The following is an 18,624-nucleotide window of genomic DNA, read 5'->3' on the forward strand; positions in this document are numbered from 1 at the left end:
GCGTGCGACGCTGCGTGTTCGCTGTGTTTTTGGCCGCGCGGGCGCGGCGGGTTCGCGGCCCTCTTTTGGCTCGCGTCCGAGCGGCCGACGCTGGCGACTTCGTCGCGGACGCGTCGGCCGCTCGGACGCGAGCCGAGCCGCGAACAGGGGGAATGCTCGGTCTCGCTGCGCTCGGAAGCTGGGGTTTGGCCGGTGTGGTTGCGTCGGTTGGTGGGTGCGGTGTTGATTGTTTGCTTTTTGTGCTGGGTGTTTGCGGGTTCTGCGTGGTTGGTATCGGGGTGGGGTTGGGCTGTGAACGGGGAGTGTTTGGTCTTGCTGCGCTCGGAACGGGGAGTGGGCCGATGTGGTTGTGTTCTCGGTGCGGGTATCGCCGCGGATCGCGTCGGGATCGATCGCGGCTCGCCTGGGCGACATCGCGGCTGGCCGCGCCGGTGGTCAGCGTCCGTGTGGCCGTCGCATCGACCTCGCACCCTGCCTAGGCGATGCTCATTTGGATCTTTGCAAATTGCGCAGATTGCTCAATTTTCTGACCAACTATTGTGCGTTCGGTTCGTTCAGGGCCAGGATATCGGCAACAAGTGCTCAATGATGCGAGGTGCCTGATCGGTGCCGATTGGACGGGTGGATCTGTATGACCGAGCTCGCTGACCGCGATCTGATCGCAGCCACGTATGACCTTGCCGACCGTTACCGCGTCGGCGCGGGGACCGTTCTCCTCACCGGCGTCCAGGCGATCGCCCGGCAGCTGGTCGAGCAGCACGTGCGTGACCTGCGCGCCGGGCGACGGGTCGGCACGTTCGTGTCGGGGTATCAGGGCAGTCCGCTCGGTGGCGTCGACAAGATGCTGGCCGGAATGCCCGATGTCCTCGCCGAGCACGACATCTCTTTCCTCCCCGGGTTGAACGAGGAACTGGCCGCCACCTCGGTGTGGGGCAGCCAGGCGGATCTGCCCGCCGGCAACGCCACCCACGACGGCGTCGTCGGAGTCTGGTATGGCAAGGGCCCCGGGCTCGACCGTGCGACCGACGCCCTGCGGCACGCCAATATGTACGGCGCGAACGCCCGCGGCGGCGTGCTGCTTCTGGTCGGTGACGATCCGGCGTCGAAATCATCCACCGTGCCTGCGGTGAGCGAGCGTTCGCTGGCGGCACTGAACATCCCGGTGCTGTTCCCGCGCAACGCCCGCGAAATCATCACCATGGGCCTGCACGGTGTCGCCCTGTCGCGCGCCTCGGGATGCCTTGTGGCGCTGAAGATCGTCGCCGACGTCGCGGACGGCGCGTGGACCGTCGAGGGTTCGGTCGGCGACATCGACATCATCGTGCCCGAGATCGACTGGGACGGTCACCCGTTCACCTATCGCCGGCGTCCGATGGCCGCGCCGGCCGACAGTGTGCTCGCCGAGGCCGACCTCTACGGTCCGCGCTGGGAGCTGGTGCAGGCCTACAGCACGCGCAATGGTCTGGACGTGATCGAGGTGAACCCGGTCCGCGCCACGGTCGGGATCGCCGCGACCGGAACAACCTTCGATGCCGTCCGCCAGGCGCTGATCGATCTGGGGGTGGACGACGACGCGCTGCACCGCGCAGGAGTGCGACTACTGCGCATCGGCATGCCGTATCCCATCGCACCCGAGCGGGTCCGGGAGTTCGCCGACGGGCTCGCGCGACTGATCGTCGTCGAGGACAAGACCGCGTTCGTCGAAACCCAGATCCGGGACATCCTGTACGGCACACCGGGTGCGCCGGAGATCATCGGCAAACGCGACGCCGAGCGCCGTCCGCTGTTCGCGACCGACGGCGAACTCACCACCGGCCGCATCACTCCGCCGCTTCGCCGCGCACTCGCCGGCTACATCGACATGAAACGCGCTCTGCCGCAACCGCTGTCGCTGTCTGTTCTGCCCGCCAAACGCGCAGCCTACTTCTGCAGCGGTTGCCCGCACAACCGGTCCACCGCCGTGCCGGACGGCTCGTTGGCGGGCGGCGGAATCGGCTGTCACACCATGGTGACCATGTCGGGCCGCACCGACAGCAAGGTCACCGGGTTGACTCAGATGGGCGGCGAGGGCGCGCAGTGGATCGGTCAGGCCCCGTTCACCGACGTGCCGCACCTGTTCCAGAACATCGGCGACGGAACGTATTTCCACTCCGGCCAGCTCGCCGTGCAGGCGTGCGTCGCCGCTGGCGTGAACATCACCTTCAAGCTGCTGCACAACGACGTCGTCGCGATGACCGGCGCGCAGCACGCCGAAGGCGCGCTCACGGTGCCGATGCTCACGCACAAGCTCACCACCGAGGGTGTCCGGCAGGTCATCATCTGCACCGACGATCCCGAGCGTTACCGCAAGCGCGATCTCGCGGCGGGAACCCTACTGTGGCACCGGGATCGGCTCGACGAGGCCCAGCGCACCCTGCGTGAAATCCCCGGTGTCACGGTGCTCATCTACGACCAGCACTGCGCCGCCGACGCGCGGCGGCAGCGCAAACGCGGCACACTCCCGGTGCGCCGCACCCGGGTGATCATCAACGAGGCGGTGTGTGAGGGCTGCGGCGACTGCGGGGTCAAGAGCAACTGCCTCTCGGTCCAGCCGGTGGACACCGAATTCGGCAGGAAGACCAGGATCGACCAGACCTCCTGCAACACCGACTACAGCTGCCTGGACGGCGACTGCCCGTCGTTCGTCACGGTCGAGTTGCCAAATCCGGCAAAAACGAAGCGGCGCAACAGGATTCGGCACCCCGAGCCCCCGCGACTGCCCGAACTCCTCTCCGTCGCGCCGACGTCGACGCAGAACGTCTTCCTCGCGGGTATCGGCGGCACCGGCATCGTCACCGTGAACCAGGTACTGGCAACCGCGGCGGTGCGTGCCGGGTACGACGTCGCGAGCTTGGACCAGATCGGAATGAGCCAGAAGGCAGGCCCGGTCGTCTCACACCTGCGGTTCGCGCTCGGCGAACTGGAACCGGCCAACCGGCTGACGCCCGCTTCGGCGGACTGCATCGTGGCCTTCGACCTGCTCACCGCCACCGACAACAAGAATCTCGCCTACGGCTCGAAGGCGGTCACCGTCTCCGTCGTCTCGACCAGCAAGACGCCGACCGGCGACATGGTCTATGACAAGTCTGTCGCCTACCCGGACGAGGGCTTGCTGCTGTCCCGGCTGGCACAGGTGTCGCGCTCGGTGCGGTCGTTCGACGCGCTGGCCGCGGCCGACGCGCTTTTCGGCAATACCGCCGCCGCCAACTTCCTCCTGGTAGGCGCCGCCTACCAGATCGGCGGCCTACGGCTACCCGCCGCGGCGATCGAGGAGGCCATCGCGATCAACGGCGTCGCGGTCGAGGCGAATATCGCCGCCTTCCGCTGGGGACGCGTGGTGGTGGCCCGGCCGGACGAGTTCGCCGCGGCCAGCACCCGGCATCGGCGGTCGAAGCCTGAGATCGCCATTCCGTCGGACCTTTTCGAGGGGCTCACCGCGACGGGGGAGACCCGGCGGCTGGTCGAGTCGCGGGCCGTGGAGCTGGTCGGATTCCACAGTGCGAAGGTTGCTTGTGAGTACGTGCGTGCGGTGCAACGGATCTGGGAGGCACAGATTCGGCTGGGCGACCGCACCGAGTTCAGCGAGCAGGTGACGCGCGGCCTGTACAAGCTCACCGCCTACAAGGACGAGTACGAGGTGGCGCGGCGCCTCACCGACCCGGAGTTCCTGGACGATGTTGCCGCGCAGCTGCCTGATGGTGCGAACCTGACCTACCGGCTGCACCCGCCGATCCTGCGCGCGATGGGGCGCGAGAAGAAGATCGGCATCGGGCCCCGGAGCCACTTTGCACTACGTCTGCTGGCCAAGGGAAAGCGCCTGCGCGGCACCAAATTCGACCCGTTCGGCTATGCGCACGTGCGCAGGGTCGAGCGAGCCCTGCTCGAGCACTACACCGCGATGGTGACCACCCTCGCCGACACCCTCGATGCCTCGAACTACGACCGTGCCGTCGAGGCTGCGGGCCTGCCCGATCTGGTACGTGGCTACGAGGACATCAAGCTCGCCAACGTCGAGCGCTACTGCGACCGCCTGAGCGAGCTCGGCATCAACCCGCCACGCGTCTGAGGTGAACCAATCTGCTCCCCATGCCTTCCGACCATCGGCACGAGCCTTGACCAGGTGGTTGGTGGTGAACCAGCCGAGCGCGTCTCGCTACATCATCGGAACCCAAGCTATGACCGAGACCGGGGTCCGGGACTGGAGCCAGTACTCAGACCGAGGAACGGATATCCCGTTGGCGCAGTTCGGGTAGGACACGGGCGACAGCGGCGAAGTCCGCGTCGGCATGCAGAACCGTTAGATCGTGGTGCACCGCAGTCGCGCGCACCACGAGATCAACCACACCAGCCCACCGGTACTGACCACGCTGCGTCAATCTGTACTGCGCCGTATCGTCCCACCGCCACACCGACTTGGGCACCCCCGCAGGCCGCACACCATATCGAGATCGACCGCGATCTCACCGCGATCGGCCGGACCCGTGGCCGAGAACAGGAACTTGGTCCGCGTGGCCTCGCAAATCGACAAAGCCCCGGCATCGATCTCCGTAGGGGCGAGAGCCGAAGATCGGTGATCGCCCCGCGGGCTTCGGTCTTGATGTAGACGGTCCCGTCCGCGGATTGCGCGTGCCCGCGCACCAATTCCTCAGCAGTCAGACGCAGTTCGTGGTGCTGATCGGGAGCGCTCATACCGGAGATCATCCCTGACGACTATCCCCGACACGGGACGTGACCATCGATGCGGGGCGCTGGATCGCACAACGCGAAGTGGCCCAGAGAGAAAATCTCTCCGGGCCACTCGCGTAGTAGCGGGGACAGGATTTGAACCTGCGACCTCTGGGTTATGAGCCCAGCGAGCTACCGAGCTGCTCCACCCCGCGTCGGTATGCATAACACTACACAGGTGTGCGCGTAGCGACGAATCGTGCAGGTAAACGGGGGTGCGGCGGGTTGCTCAGCCGAACTTTATGCCCTGTGCGAGGGGCAGTTCGGTGGAGTAGTTGACGGTGTTGGTGGCCCGGCGCATGTAGGCCTTCCAGGCGTCCGAACCGGATTCACGGCCACCGCCGGTTTGCTTCTCCCCGCCGAAGGCGCCGCCGATCTCGGCGCCGGAGGTGCCGATGTTGACGTTGGCGATACCGCAGTCGGAGCCGTCGGCGGCGAGGAAGCGCTCGGCCTCGCGCTGGTCGGTGGTGAAGATCGATGACGAAAGGCCCTGCGGCACCTGGTTGTGTAAGGCGATCGCGCGGTCGAAGTCGTCGTAGGTGAGCACGTACAGGATCGGTGCGAAGGTCTCTTCGCGCACCACGGCGGTCTGCGCGGGCATGCGCACGATGGCGGGCCGCACGTAGTAGGCGTCGTCGCCGAATCCCTCCACTCGTTCGCCGCCGCAGACCAGTTCGCCGCCGTCCGCGACCGCTTTGTCCAGCGCGGCGCGCATCCCGGTGTAGGCCCTGCCGTCGATCAGCGGCCCGACCAGCACCCCGTCGTCGAGCGGATTGCCAACGGGCAGTTGTCGGTATGCGCGCTCGAGCCGGTCGACCAGCGGGCCGATCACGTCGCGGTGCGCGATCAGACGCCGCAGCGTGGTGCACCGCTGCCCGGCCGTACCCGCCGCCGCGAACACGATCGCCCGTGCCGCCAGCTCCAGATCGGCCGACCGCGTGACGATGGCGCCGTTGTTGCCACCCAGCTCCAGCAAGCAGCGCCCCAAGCGATCGGCCACCCGCGGTGCGACGAGCCGGCCCATCCGCACCGAGCCGGTCGCGCTGACCAGCGCTACCCGCTCGTCCCCCACCAGCCGGGATCCGACCTCGCTCCCGCCCTGAATCAGTTGGTGCACTTCGGGATCCGCGCCGACGTCGATGGCGGCGCGCCGCAGCAGGGCGTGGCAGGCCACCGCCGTCAGCGGTGTGGTCTCCGACGGCTTCCACACCACGGTGTCGCCGCAGACCAGCGCGACCGCCGTGTTCCACGCCCACACCGCGACCGGGAAGTTGAACGCCGAGATCACCCCGACCACGCCGAGTGGGTGCCAGGTCTCCATCAATCGGTGTCCCGGCCGCTCCGACGGCATGGTGTGTCCGTACAGCTGCCGGGAAAGTCCGATGGCGAACTCGCAGATGTCGATCATCTCCTGCACCTCGCCCGCGGCCTCGGCGGGGATCTTGCCCGCCTCCAGCGTCACCAGTTCGGCCAGCTCGCTCTTGTGGCCGGTGAGCAACTCCGCCAGTCTGCGCACGACCGCCGCCCGGACGGGGGCCGGATCGCGGCGCCACGCCTGGAATGCGCTGGCGGCCCGGCCGATCGCGGTGTCGACCTCGTCGAGCGAGCTGGGTCGCAGGGCCAGCAGCTGTCCTCCGGTGATCGGAGTGCGCGCGGACAGCTCACCGGGCTCGGGCGGCCGCGCGCCGAGCTCGTGCAATACCGCGGTCGCGCGAGCGGCGAGTTCCTGGGTGGTCTTGGCGCCGAGTACTTCAGTCATGTGTTGTTCCGCCGTACCTTTCAGCCGCGTCGCGGCGTATCTATCCCACATAGCGGGAGGGTGGGGGTCGGGTTTCGGACACGAGGCGGGCCGCCTGAGTTAGCCTTCGCTGATGGCGGATACACCGGCTCGACCCGTACTCGATGACATCGATCGCCTGCTGATTCGTGAACTGATGGCCGATGGACGGGCCACGCTGTCGAATCTGGCCGAAAAGGCGAGTTTGTCGGTGTCCGCCGTGCAATCACGGGTCCGTCGACTCGAGGCACGCGGCGTGATCCGCGGATACACCGCGCACGTCGATCCCGAGGCGCTCGGCCAGCTCTTGTCGGCATTCGTCGCGATCACTCCTCTCGACCCGTCGCAGCCCGATGACGCGCCCGCTGTGTTGCAGCACATCCCCGGTATCGAGGCATGCCACTCGGTGGCGGGCGACGAGAGCTACGTCCTGCTGGTGCGTGTGGCGTCCCCGAGGCACCTCGAGCAGCTGCTGCAGGAGATCAGAGCGACCGCCAACGTCAGAACCCGGAGCACCATCATCTTGCAGACATTCTATGACAGGTAGCCATTACATGTAATTAATCCTCTTGGATATAGAGATTCCGTAAATTTTTACGTACCCTCAGGGCGTGACCATCGAACTGGAACGCACCCGCCCTGCGGTCACCCCCGCCGCCCGGGTACATGAGATCTTGTCGGCCAGCATCCTTGCCGATGGCTTCGATTTGGTGCTGGATCTACGGCAGTCCCGCGGCTGCCGTCTCGTCGACGAACGTGACGGCAGCTCCTACCTCGATATGTTCGGCTTCTTCGCGTCCAACGCGCTGGGCATGAACCATCCCGACCTAGCCGACGATGAGGAGTTCCGCGCCGAACTCGCCACCGCGGCGCTCAACAAGCCGAGCAACTCCGACATCTACACCGTCGAGATGGCCCGCTTCGTCGAGACCTTCGTGCGGGTGCTCGGCGATCCACGGCTACCGCACCTGTTCTTCATCGACGGCGGCGGCCTCGCGGTGGAAAACGCGCTCAAGATCGCGTTCGACTGGAAGTCCAGGCACAACGAATCCCACGGCCGCGCACCGGAACTAGGCACCAAAGTGCTGCATCTGACCGGCGCGTTCCACGGCCGCACCGGCTACACCATGTCGCTCACCAACACCGACCTGGTGAAGACCGCACGCTTCCCCAAGTTCGACTGGCCCCGCATCAAGGCGCCGTACCACACCGACGCCTTCGACATCGAGGACGCCGAGGCCAGTGCTCTGGACCAGGCGCGGCGCGCATTCGCGGAATACCCGCACGACATAGCATGTTTCATCGCCGAGCCGATCCAAGGCGAAGGCGGCGACCGGCATCTGCGTCCGGAGTTTCTGCAGGCCGTGCAGCGGCTGTGCCACGAGAACGACGCGCTGTTCGTCCTCGACGAGGTACAGACCGGTGTCGGCATGACCGGAACCACCTGGGCCTACCAGCAACTCGGGCTCGAGCCCGACGTGGTCGCCTTCGGTAAGAAGACTCAGGTGTGTGGTGTGATGGCGGGCGGGCGTTTGGGCGAGGTGCCCGACAACGTGTTCGCGGTCAGTTCCCGGCTCAACTCGACCTGGGGCGGCAACCTCACCGACATGGTGCGCACTCGGCGCATTCTCGAGGTGCTCGAGCGCGACGAGCTGGTCGAACGGTCCCGTCTGCTCGGCGCGCACCTGCTCGATCGGTTGGAGTCGCTGGCCGTCGACCACACCGACGTCAGTGAGCCGCGGGGGCGCGGACTGATGTGCGCGATCACACTGTCCTCGGCCCGGCTGCGCGACGAGGTGCTTACCGCGTTGCGCGAGCGCGAGCACGTGCTGATCCTCGGCACCGGCGAGCGGGGTATCCGCTTCCGCCCACCGCTGACGGTCACCGCGGTCGAACTGGACGAGGCCGTCGACGCGCTGGACAGGGTGCTCACCGGTATCGAATCACCTGCATAACGGGATGGTCCGGATATTCCGGTGTCCTCGGCGCGGATGCGCCGGAATCCCGGATTCACCCCCTAGGCTTCGCTGCCATGTCCTCTCGTCTTCACCATCCGGTGCAGCGCGTGAACAGACAGCGCGAGGCCCGCAGCCGTGCACCCCACGACGTCGTGGTTTGCGTTACCGTGCTGGCAGCCGTGGCGGGCTGCGCCACCAGCGACGCGGGCACGGTAACCGGCCCGACGGCCGAGACCACCGTCGTCACCCAGACCACCAGTGCGTTTCCGCCGCACCTGACCGATCTGCTCCCCGGGATGCCTCCGCCGCTCTCGCCGACCGACGTGTACGCGGCGAATCGTGAGCTGCTCCCGAGCGTGGCCGACCACCGCCCGCTCGTCTACGTGCCCAACAGCGAGTCGAACACGGTGTCGGTGATCGATCCGAACACCTTCCAGGTGATCGACACCTTCCCCGCGGGCGGCATGGAACCTCAGCACATCGTGCCGTCCTACGACATGCAGACGCTGTTCGTCACCAACGACATGCCGCTGGGCCGGGGCAGCCTGTTGCCGATCGATCCGCGCACCGGCACGCCGGGGCAGCCGGTTCCGGTGCGTGATCCCTACAACATGTATTTCACGCCGGACGGCCGCTATGCGCTGGTCGTCGCGGAGGCGGACAAGTCGCTGGACTTCTACGACCCACGGACCTGGCAGAAAGTGCATGCCCTCGCGGTGCCCGACTGCGCGGGCGTCGACCACATGGACTTCACAGCCGACGGCCGTTTCGCCCTGGCCTCGTGCGAATTCGTCGGCCGGATGCTGGTTTTCGACGTCGCCGAGCGCAGGGTCGTCAAGATGATCGACCTGCCGGGCGGCCGCTCCGGAAAGCCGCAGGATGTGAAGTTGTCGCCGGACGGCCACACCTTCTTCGTCGCCGACATGGTCGCGAACGGTATCTACACGATCGACGCGCACACCTTCGACAACATCGGGTTCGTACCGACCGGCAAGGGGACGCATGGGCTCTACGTCACCCGCGACTCCAGACAGATGCTCATCACCAACCGGCACGAAGGCAGCATCTCGGTCTGGGATTTCGTGGCGAACGCGCTGGTGCACAAGTGGTTTGTGCCCGGGGGCGGCAGTCCGGACATGGGCAACATCTCGGCGGACGGCGGGGTCTTCTGGGCCACCGGCCGCCACCACGGCGAGGTATACGCCATCGACATCGTCAGCTGGAACCTGTTGGCGCGCATCCGCGTCGGCAGGGGACCGCACGGGCTCACCGTCTGGCCCCAGCCCGGACGTTATTCCACCGGACACACCGGTGTCATGCGCTGACACCACACACCTCGCCGAAGCGCGTGTGCGGCACAGAAACACACCCGGGCGAAAAGTCAGCATCGCATGGCTGCTCGCGTGGCTGCGGATGAGGAATCCGAAGGGGAGGCCGCCCTCGTGCTCGGAGGCAGGTCAGGAGACGACCGGGCGCAGGCCCAATCCACCCTCGACGAAGCGACGGACGGTAGTCAGCCCGGCGTCCAGCGCGGGCTGGTAGCCGGGGCGCGCCCACCCGGTGACCCTCGCGGTGCCGTCGCCCGCAGGTGTCACGCCGATCTCGGCGACCAGCTCGGCGGTGGTCGGTTCGCAGACGGCCCAGGAGAAGTGGGTGTCCTCGTTCCAGCCCGCGCTGCGCCGGGCCACGTAATCCGGGTCGGTGATCCCGCCGGCCGCCAGCGCGGGGCGGTCGTCGATGCGGTCGTCCGCGCGGAGGGCGCGCAGATACCAGGTGCCCGCGTTGATCTCGATCGGTTCCATCAGTCTTTGTCCTCCTCGTCGCGCTGGTGCCGCCTGGTGCCGAACAGCGCCCCCGCGAGCGGGATGGCCAGGAACCAGAGCCAACTGCCGGTCGTGAAGAACAGAATGACCGCGACGATCGGGATCGCGGCGATCACTCGGTCAGGCCAGTCGGCGAGGAATCCGCCGGCCCGATCGGCGGGCAGCGCCGCCGTCACGGGCTCGGCGGGCAGATCGGTGAATACTTTGTCCAGATCGCCGCGGGTGAGCGCCGCGGCGACTACGACGCTGCGTTCGTCGAATTCCGCGACGCTGAGCCGCCCGGCTGCGAAATGATCGGACAGTCGCCGCATCGCCTGCTCGCGTTCTGTGGTGCCGATCCGAATTTCGGGTAACTCCTCCATGAGGAGAAGGCTAGCGGGAGGTTATTTCGCGATGGGCGAGATGCGGTTCGGCCAGAAGGACGAGCCGGGCCACTCGAACCAGGGCAACTGGCGAGCCGGACGAGCCACGTAGGTAGGCGGGCGTGCGTCGCCGGACTGTCGTCCAGCACACAGTGGTGCGCGCGGCCGGGTGCGGTTAGGCTCCGAAAGAGGATGGATTGTTCGGTATTCGTATGGTGAGCTGCTGATTTCCGTTGTCGGCTCGTTCGGGCGAAGAATGGGTCCGCCAGATGTCAATGGTGACTGGAGGTTCGCGATGGGGGAGGTGCGATTCGGGGGTTACCGGCTGGAGCGGCTGCTCGGCAAGGGCGGTATGGGGCAGGTCTGGTTGGCGTACGACACGGCTGCGACGCGATGGGTGGCGCTGAAACTCCTGCCTGCCGAACTCGCGGCCGCCGGGGGATATCGCAAGCGGTTCGAGCGCGAAGCCGAGGCCGTTGCCGCGTTGCGCGATCCGCACGTGCCGCGGATTCACCACTTCGGCGAGATCGATGGTCGGTTCTACATCGACATGCAGTTCGTCGAGGGCACCGACCTGGCGGGCAGGCTGGCGGCCGAGGGGCCGCTGGCGCCGGACATCGCGGTCGGCATCGTCGGACACGTGGCGGTCGCGCTCGACGTGGCGCATCGGGCCGGGCTGGTACACCGCGACGTCAAACCGTCGAACATCGTCGTTCATCCCACCGGCTTTACCTACCTGATCGACTTCGGCATCGCACATGGGCTGGGCCAGACGGCCGTGACCACCACCGGCATGGCGATTGGCACCCTGGCCTACATGGCGCCGGAACGGTTCACCGGCAAGGTGGACGGTCGCGCGGACGTCTACTCGCTGGCCTGTGTGCTCTACGAATGCCTCACCGGCTCCCGGCCCTACGGCGACACCGATCCCGCCCAGCAGATGCACGCCCACCTGATGTCGGCACCGCCGCACGCCAGCTCGGCCCGCGTCGACGTTCCGGTCGAGCTCGATGCCGTCATCGATCGGGGTCTGGCCAAGGACCCGGCCGAACGATTTTCCACCGCAGGCGCATTCGCCGCCGCCGCACGCACGGCGATCGGTGCGCCCGCGCCGCGCGCGCAGACCGCACCGGTTGCCGCCGCTGACTCGGTGCCGCCGACCACGCACCTCCCCGAACCCGGCCGCCCGGCAACGAAGTTCCTGACCGACGAACCCGCTGTGGAACATCCGCCGCGACCCGGGCAGGCTCCCGCGGCGGTCGCCGCGGAATGCGGGCCGACGCCGACGAAGGTTCTGCCGGAGCCGGGGCCGACGCCGACCTTGGTGGCGACAAGGCTCGATATATCCCCGATCGTGCCACAAGTGAATCCTGCTGCGGGACAGCATAATTCGAATCGCTCCTCGGCTCCCGATGCGCCACGGAGTCGGCAGCCGTATTTCGATGCGGGACAGCCGCAGGTGAGTGCGGGTGCGGTATATCCGGTTGCCGGGCAGCCGTATTCAGGCGCGCAGCATTGGTACTCGAACGGACCGTATCCGGCGGTTCCCGCTCGACGTGGGCAACCGGGCGCCGGGCCCGACCCCGGCGGATGGCAGGGGCGGCTGCTCGCACTCCAGGCGCGGGTGCTGGCCCCGAGGCCCACCCCATCGCCCCTGCCGTATCCGCGGGCAGGCACACCCGCGCGCAGGGTCTTCCCCGCTCCGGTCAATCGTCCTGCCTACCGACCTCCTCAGGTGCGCCCGCTCGTCCCGGTGCTGCGGTGGCGGCCGCGGCGGCGGAGCATGATGTCGAAGGTGATCGGTACGCTGACCGTGATCTTCCTGGCACCGTTCGCGCTCGCCGCGGGATGTTTCGCGCTGATCGCCGTCGGGAGCAAGGCGAGCGATTCGGGCGGCGGTGCGCCCGCCTCGCCGCCCTCGGCGCTTGCGGACGAGCATCCCGGACCGCCGCCGGATCGGTCGCCACCGGACCCCGCCGTACCGGCGTCGGGGGACACCCCGGTCCGCGACGGCAAATTCGAGTTCGTCGTGACGAAGGTCGACGCGGACGTGTCGCGAGTAGGATTGCAAACGGCCGCAGGCTCGTTCCTGATCGTCACCCTGGCCGTCCGCAACATCTCCGACGAGGTGAAGTGGTTCCTGCCGATGGGCCAGCGCCTGTTCGACGCCCAGGGCACCCCCTTCGAGCACAATGCCACCGCCACCATGTGGCAGAACACCCAACAGCGCCTCGGTTATTCGTTCGAGCTGCGCCCAGGCCAGTCCGCCACCACCCAACTGGTCTTCGATCTCCCGCCGCAGGCCAGCCCCGACCACCTCGAACTCCACGACTTCGTCCTCTCCAACGGAGTCCGGGTGCACCTCAACTGACGCGGCGGCGACGCTCGGAGTCCGTTGGCTGGGGACGCGTCAGGGCGACGCGGGCGGTGTCGGCGAGAGCCGTGCGGACCGCTTGGCGGCCGATACGCAGAGCCCTGGCCAGCAGGGCGGTGTCGCGGGCCGCGCTGTCAACGTCCGGCCAGGATGGGCAATCCCGCCGAGGCACGCAGCGCGCGCATGAGCGTGCGCTTGTCGGTGATGTGCGGGTGCAGGTCGACCGCCTGACCGGTGCGGGTGTCGGTGGCGGCGTGAGTTTCAGGCCTGGAGGAGGCAGTTTGCGTCACCACGGAGGGCCGACGAACGCCGCTGATCGAACAGGGCGGCGTGAGTTTCAGGCCTGGAGGAGGCAGTTTGCGTCACCACGGAGGGCCGACGAACGCCGCTGATCGAACAGGGCGGCGTGAGTTTCAGGCCTGGAGGAGGCAGTTTGCGTCACCACGGAGGGCCGACGAACGCCGCTGATCGAACAGGGCGGCGTGAGTTTCAGGCCTGGAGGAGGCAGTTTGCGTCACCACGGAGGGCCGACGAACGCCGCTGATCGAACAGGGCGGCGTGAGTTTCAGGCCTGGAGGAGGCAGTTTGCGTCACCACGGAGGGCCGACGAACGCCGCTGATCGAACAGAGCGGGCGCGGACGTCGTGTCCAGCACCCGCTCGGAGACGGTCTTCGCCCCGTGTCTACTTGATTTCGGCGAGAACCGTACCCTGGGTGATCGCCGCGCCCGCCTCGACGGACAGCCCGGTGACCACGCCTGCCTTGTGCGCGTTGACCGGGTTCTCCATCTTCATCGCCTCGAGCACCACGATCAGGTCACCCGCCTCGACGGATTGGCCTTCCTCGACGGCGACCTTGACGACGGTGCCCTGCATCGGTGCGGTGACCGCGTCACCGGAGGCCGCGCCGCCGCCCGCGCCGCCACGCTTGCGCGGCTTGGGCTTCTTGCGGATCACACCGGCGCCGTTGCTCGCCGCTCCAGCGGCTCCGGCGCCCACGGTGAAGTTGCCAGGAAGCGACACCTCGACCCGGCGTCCACCGACCTCGACGACGACCTTCTGCCTGGGCAGATCCTCGTCCTCGTCGGCCTCGGCGGCACCGCCGCTGAACGGCTCGACAGCGTTGACCCACTCGGTTTCGATCCACTTGGTGTAGACCTGGAACGTCTCGCCGTCACCGATGAACGCCGGGTCCTCGACGATCGCCCGGTGGAACGGGATGACGGTGGCAAGGCCGTCGACCTCGAACTCGGCCAGGGCGCGTCGCGCCCGCTCCAGCGCCTGCGTGCGGTTCTCCCCGGTGACGATCAGCTTGGCCAGCATCGAGTCGAACTGACCGCCGATCACGCTGCCCTGCACCACGCCGGAGTCCACGCGGACGCCGGGGCCTGTCGGCTCCTTGTACACCGTGACCGGGCCGGGGGCGGGCAGAAAGCCGCGGCCCGCGTCCTCGCCGTTGATGCGGAACTCGAAGGAGTGGCCACGCGGCGTGGGGTCTTCCTTGATCTCCAGCTCTTCGCCGTTGGCGATGCGGAACTGCTGGCGCACCAGGTCGATGCCCGCGGTCTCCTCGGTGACCGGGTGTTCGACCTGTAGACGGGTGTTCACCTCGAGGAACGAGACGGTCTCGCCCTGCACCAGGTACTCGACGGTGCCCGCGCCGTAGTAGTGGGCTTCCTTGCAGATGGCTTTGGCCGAGGCGTGGATCTTCGTACGCACCTCGTCGGTCAGGAACGGCGCGGGGGCCTCCTCGACGAGCTTCTGGAAGCGCCGTTGCAGCGAGCAGTCGCGGGTGCCCGCGACCACGACGTTGCCGTGCTTGTCGGCGATGACCTGTGCCTCGACGTGACGGGCCTTGTCCAGATACTGCTCGACGAAGCACTCGCCGCGGCCGAAGGCGGCGGTCGCCTCGCGGGTGGCCGACTCGAACAGCTCGGGGATCTCCTCGATGGAGTGCGCGACCTTCATGCCACGACCGCCGCCGCCGAACGCGGCCTTGATGGCGACCGGAACGCCGTACTTCTTCGCGAACTCCACAACCTCGTCGGCGTTCTTGACCGGGTCCTTGGTGCCCGCGGCCATCGGCGCTTTCGCGCGCTCGGCGATATGGCGCGCGGTGACCTTGTCACCCAGGTCGCGAATCGATTGCGGCGAGGGGCCGATCCAGATCAGCCCGGCGTCGATGACGGCCTGGGCGAAATCGGCGTTCTCCGACAGGAAGCCATAGCCAGGGTGGATGGCGTCGGCGCCGGACCGGGCGGCGGCGTCGAGGATCTTGTCGAACACGAGGTACGACTCGGCCGAGGTCTGCCCACCCAGGGCGAATGCCTCGTCGGCGAGCTTCACGAACGGGGCATCGGCGTCCGGCTCGGCGTAGACCGCGACGCTGCCGATGCCGGCGTCCTTGGCCGCCCGGATTACGCGCACGGCGATTTCGCCTCGGTTAGCTACGAGTACCTTCGTGATCCGTGCGCTGGCATGGCTGGGCACTGAGCCTCCTGTGTGCAATCTTTGGTCGCTTCGCGGGGGGTGGGGTCGCTGCGCAGGGCTCCGCTCCCGTAGTCGACAAACTTACGTCTCGGGCGAGTGTAGGCAGTCTGCCAACAGACACCGAACCCGGCTAGCCCTACTCAACAGTAGGTCGTAGCTCACAACCTACGCGGGCGGTGTTCGGGACCGCAGCCTGCCCTACCTGCCGCGGGCGCGCCGCGAGGCGCCCGAAGGGACCTCGCCGGAATCATCTCCCTTGGCGATCGGCATCCGCACCGCGTTGCCCCATTCGGTCCAGGAACCGTCGTAGTTGCGGACGGTGTCATAGCCGAGCAGATAGGTGAGGACGAACCAGGTGTGACTGGACCGTACGCCGACCCGGCTGTAGACCATCAGGTCGTCCAGGCCGGCCAGCGGGCGGTAGATCTCGTCGAGTTCCGCGCGCGGGCGGAACCGTCCGTCCGGGGCGAGCGACTCGGACCACGGGATGTTCAGCGCGGTCGGAATGTGACCGTCGCGCAGCGCGGCGTCCTGGGGGTTGTCCGGCTTCGGCGCACCGCAATACTCCCCGGGCGAGCGCACGTCGATCAGCGGCTTGCCCAGGCGGGCGAGCACGTCCTCGCGGAAGGCGCGGGCGGTGCTGTCGTCGCGGCGCACGGTCGGGTACGCGCTGCCGCCGCCGTCGGCGGGCTCGAAGGTCGTGTCGCGTCCCTCGGAGATCCATGCCGCCCGCCCACCGTCGAGTAACCGCACGTCCTCGTGCCCGAACAAGGTGAAGACCCATGCGGTGTGCGCCGCCTGCGCGTTGTCTCGATCGCCGTAGATCACCACCGTGTCGTCGACTTCGATTCCTTTGGCGCGCATCAGTTCGGTGAAGCGGGTTCCGTCGATATAGTCGCGCGTGACCGGATCGTTCAGATCGCCTCGCCAATCCAGCTTGGTGGCGCCCGGAACGTGCCCGATGTCGTAGAGCAATATGTCCTCGTTGGACTCGATGATCGCGAGTCCCTTCGTGCCGATGTTTGCCGACAACCATTCGGTGGTTACTAGTCGGTGAGGATGTGCGTAGGAACCGAATGAGGAATGAGGATCCGAGGCAACGGGCACGGTGTGGTCCTTCACGCGTGGGTAGGCGGTGGTGACAACGGTTTCGGGTCTCACAGCGATGCTAGGTGTGAGGCGATAGTGACTCTCGTTTCAGATCACAAATCGGCTGAGGGGCGAATTAATCGCACCTACATCCGATAAAGTCTCCCGAGAGGAGGGGTGAGCTATGTCCGATTCTTGGCCGCGGCGGCGATTGCTTGCGATCCTACGTGGCGCCAGCGAACCTCTCGATGCCCAAGAACTGGCCAGAATCACAGGACAGCACGTCACCACGGTTCGGTTTCATCTGGACGTGCTCACCAGGGAATCTCTCGTCCGGCAATTCCAGCAGCCACCCCGCGGCCGCGGACGTCCGCGCATCGGATACAGCGCGGTCCAGCGATCGGTCGGCTATCAGGATTTGGCGCAGGTGCTCGCCGACCAGTTGGGGCCCGATCCGCAGCGTCGGTCGGAGGCTGCCGTCGCGGCGGGCCGGGCCTGGGGCGCCAAGCTCGATGCCGGCGACCACCGGATCGAATCACTGGAGGACGCCAAAGACGTCACCATGACGCTGATGTCGGAGCTCGGCTTCGCACCGGAACGCGACCCTTCCTCGGAGACCGACGAGCGGGTGTTGATCCGGCTGACGGCGTGTCCGCTGCGCGAGCTCGCGCGGACGCACTCCGAGGTGGTGTGTGGCGTGCATCTCGGCCTGATCGAAGAGGTGCTCGATCGCAACGGTGTGCGCGGCGAGATCGATGTCCAGATGCATCCGTTTGTCGAGCCGGAACTATGCGTGGCGCGACTGGAACTCATCGCCGCGCGGCACGCCGGCACCCGCGAGGCGGCGACGGTGCCCGTGGGTGATGTGGAGGCTTCCGAGCCGCTGACCGCGCCGTCAGGCCGTGTGGCCCCACAACTGCGTAACTCCGACCCCAACGTCATCAAGCAATCGGCGCAGCAGTGGTAGCCCGATTCCGATGACGCTGGACGGATCGCCGTCGATGCGATCGACGAACCAGCCGCCCAGCCCGTCGAGGGTGAACGCACCCGCCACCTGCAACGGCTCGCCGGTCGCGATGTAGGCGTCCAGCTCGTCCGGTTCCGGCTTGGCGAAATGCACCGTGGTGGAACTGTGGTCCACCGCCTCGGCGGTGACCTGCCCGTCCCGGAGCCGCAGCACGCAGTGGCCGGTCACCAGGTCCGCGCTGCGCCCCGCCATGGCACCCCAGCGGGCGCGGGCGACCTCGGGAGTGTGTGGCTTGCCCTGCAGCTCGCCGTCGACGAGCAGCATCGAATCGCAGGCCACCACAATACAATCGGTGGCGAGCTCGGGAATGTCGGCAGCGACGGCCGCCGCCTTGGCGCGGGCCAGTTCCACCACGACCAGCTGGGGCGCAGTATCCCGGGGAAGGGCACGGGCCACCGCGTCCTCGTCTACGTCGGATACTCGGACGATCGGGTCGATGCCCGCCGAACGGAGTACTTCCCTGCGCGCCGGAGACGCGGAAGCGAGAACCAGACGCGTCACTCGCGCAGGTGGGACAGTTGCGGGAAGGCGTACGGGGAGAACGGCGAACTGCCACGGTGCATCAGCGTCGGGCGACCCCACATGTCCGGCGGGCCGGACCGGCCCGCCGGGGCCGCGCTGTTCGCGGCGGCGGACAGGACACACACCAGCGCGGCGAGTTCCTCGTCGGTGGGTGCGCCCTTCACTACACGGAAGAAGGGCTCCGCGGTGGCTTCGGCCGGTAGCGCGGCGGCCGCGTTCGCGTCGGTGGCCGCTCGGACCTGATCCGCGATCGGGTCGACTGCGAGTTCCAGTTCGACGGCGCTCAACACATCTTCTTCTGCCACGGTCGTCACAGTGCCAGATCCTCTCTTGCCTCGATCGCGTTGATTTGATCAGGCGTTCCCATATTCAGAAATAGCCGATAAAGCAGATCATCCTCGGATCCACTCATTACGTCTCCGCAAGTGTGCGCGGCCTA

15 protein-coding genes and 1 tRNA gene are annotated in these 18,624 nt (G+C 67.4%); 6 read left to right on the forward strand and 10 right to left on the reverse strand.

The window, feature by feature from the left end; genetic code table 11:
- Positions 1-631 precede the first annotated feature (631 nt).
- Positions 632-4,105 (forward strand): indolepyruvate ferredoxin oxidoreductase family protein, encoded by a 3,474-nt coding sequence (locus tag OHB12_RS30170; RefSeq protein WP_327112977.1) that lies wholly within the window; start codon positions 632-634, stop codon positions 4,103-4,105.
- Positions 4,106-4,250: 145 nt separating this feature from the next.
- Here the strand turns inward: OHB12_RS30170 and OHB12_RS30175 are convergent, their stop codons facing one another.
- The 3 genes from OHB12_RS30175 to amaB form a co-directional block, all read right to left on the reverse strand.
- Positions 4,251-4,415, reverse strand: a complete 165-nt coding sequence (locus OHB12_RS30175) for a hypothetical protein (RefSeq protein ID WP_327112979.1) — start codon at positions 4,413-4,415, stop codon at positions 4,251-4,253.
- Positions 4,416-4,845: 430 nt separating this feature from the next.
- Positions 4,846-4,919 (reverse strand) — tRNA-Met (locus OHB12_RS30180).
- Positions 4,920-4,993: 74 nt separating this feature from the next.
- Positions 4,994-6,523 carry an L-piperidine-6-carboxylate dehydrogenase gene (gene amaB / locus OHB12_RS30185; protein WP_327112981.1) on the reverse strand — a complete coding sequence of 510 codons (1,530 nt, stop codon included), beginning with the start codon at positions 6,521-6,523 and terminating at the stop codon, positions 4,994-4,996.
- Between the two features lie 112 nt (positions 6,524-6,635).
- Here amaB and OHB12_RS30190 point away from each other — a divergent pair, with 112 nt between their 5' ends.
- The 3 genes from OHB12_RS30190 (at position 6,636) to OHB12_RS30200 (ending at position 9,824) form a co-directional block, all read left to right on the forward strand.
- Entirely contained in the window at positions 6,636-7,088 is a 453-nt protein-coding gene (locus tag OHB12_RS30190) for an Lrp/AsnC family transcriptional regulator (protein WP_040686931.1), read from the forward strand.
- 64 nt (positions 7,089-7,152) lie between these two features.
- Complete coding sequence (lat, locus tag OHB12_RS30195) at positions 7,153-8,496, forward strand: L-lysine 6-transaminase (protein ID WP_327112983.1); 1,344 nt, start codon at positions 7,153-7,155, stop codon at positions 8,494-8,496.
- 77 nt (positions 8,497-8,573) lie between these two features.
- A complete protein-coding gene (locus tag OHB12_RS30200) occupies positions 8,574-9,824 on the forward strand; it encodes a YVTN family beta-propeller repeat protein (protein WP_327112985.1) in 1,251 nt (416 codons plus the stop codon).
- A gap of 132 nt (positions 9,825-9,956) precedes the next feature.
- Here the strand turns inward: OHB12_RS30200 and OHB12_RS30205 are convergent, their stop codons facing one another.
- Both OHB12_RS30205 and OHB12_RS30210 read right to left on the reverse strand, forming a co-directional pair.
- On the reverse strand, positions 9,957-10,301 hold the full coding sequence (locus OHB12_RS30205) for a hypothetical protein (RefSeq protein ID WP_327112987.1): 345 nt from the start codon (positions 10,299-10,301) through the stop codon (positions 9,957-9,959).
- Complete coding sequence (locus tag OHB12_RS30210) at positions 10,301-10,684, reverse strand: DUF1707 SHOCT-like domain-containing protein (protein WP_327112989.1); 384 nt, start codon at positions 10,682-10,684, stop codon at positions 10,301-10,303. Before OHB12_RS30210 ends, OHB12_RS30205 begins: the two co-directional genes overlap by 1 nt.
- A 295-nt stretch (positions 10,685-10,979) precedes the next feature.
- On the opposite strand from OHB12_RS30210, the gene OHB12_RS30215 reads away from it, so the two are divergent.
- Positions 10,980-13,055: a serine/threonine-protein kinase gene (locus tag OHB12_RS30215; protein ID WP_327112991.1), complete on the forward strand. Its 2,076-nt coding sequence runs from the start codon at positions 10,980-10,982 to the stop codon at positions 13,053-13,055.
- Positions 13,056-13,192: 137 nt separating this feature from the next.
- Here OHB12_RS30215 and OHB12_RS30220 read toward each other — a convergent pair whose 3' ends face one another.
- The 3 genes from OHB12_RS30220 to OHB12_RS30230 form a co-directional block, all read right to left on the reverse strand.
- Positions 13,193-13,351: a hypothetical protein gene (locus tag OHB12_RS30220; RefSeq protein WP_327112993.1), complete on the reverse strand. Its 159-nt coding sequence runs from the start codon at positions 13,349-13,351 to the stop codon at positions 13,193-13,195.
- Positions 13,352-13,741: 390 nt separating this feature from the next.
- On the reverse strand, positions 13,742-15,547 hold the full coding sequence (locus OHB12_RS30225) for an acetyl/propionyl/methylcrotonyl-CoA carboxylase subunit alpha (protein ID WP_327112995.1): 1,806 nt from the start codon (positions 15,545-15,547) through the stop codon (positions 13,742-13,744).
- A 198-nt stretch (positions 15,548-15,745) separates the two neighbouring features.
- A complete protein-coding gene (locus OHB12_RS30230) occupies positions 15,746-16,654 on the reverse strand; it encodes a sulfurtransferase (protein WP_327121617.1) in 909 nt (302 codons plus the stop codon).
- Positions 16,655-16,820: 166 nt separating this feature from the next.
- On the opposite strand from OHB12_RS30230, the gene OHB12_RS30235 reads away from it, so the two are divergent.
- Positions 16,821-17,603: a helix-turn-helix transcriptional regulator gene (locus OHB12_RS30235; RefSeq protein ID WP_327112997.1), complete on the forward strand. Its 783-nt coding sequence runs from the start codon at positions 16,821-16,823 to the stop codon at positions 17,601-17,603.
- Here OHB12_RS30235 and OHB12_RS30240 read toward each other — a convergent pair.
- Entirely contained in the window at positions 17,532-18,164 is a 633-nt protein-coding gene (locus OHB12_RS30240; RefSeq protein ID WP_327112999.1) for a nucleoside triphosphate pyrophosphatase, read from the reverse strand. The two genes, OHB12_RS30235 and OHB12_RS30240, sit on opposite strands and share 72 nt — an antisense overlap.
- Positions 18,161-18,499, reverse strand: coding sequence for an acyl-CoA carboxylase subunit epsilon (locus OHB12_RS30245; protein ID WP_327113001.1), 339 nt, complete (start codon positions 18,497-18,499; stop codon positions 18,161-18,163). Before OHB12_RS30245 ends, OHB12_RS30240 begins: the two co-directional genes overlap by 4 nt.
- Positions 18,500-18,624: the final 125 nt, after the last annotated feature.

The sequence above is a fragment of the Nocardia sp. NBC_01730 genome (assembly GCF_035920445.1).
In the GTDB taxonomy this organism is placed as follows: Bacteria; Actinomycetota; Actinomycetes; order Mycobacteriales; family Mycobacteriaceae; genus Nocardia.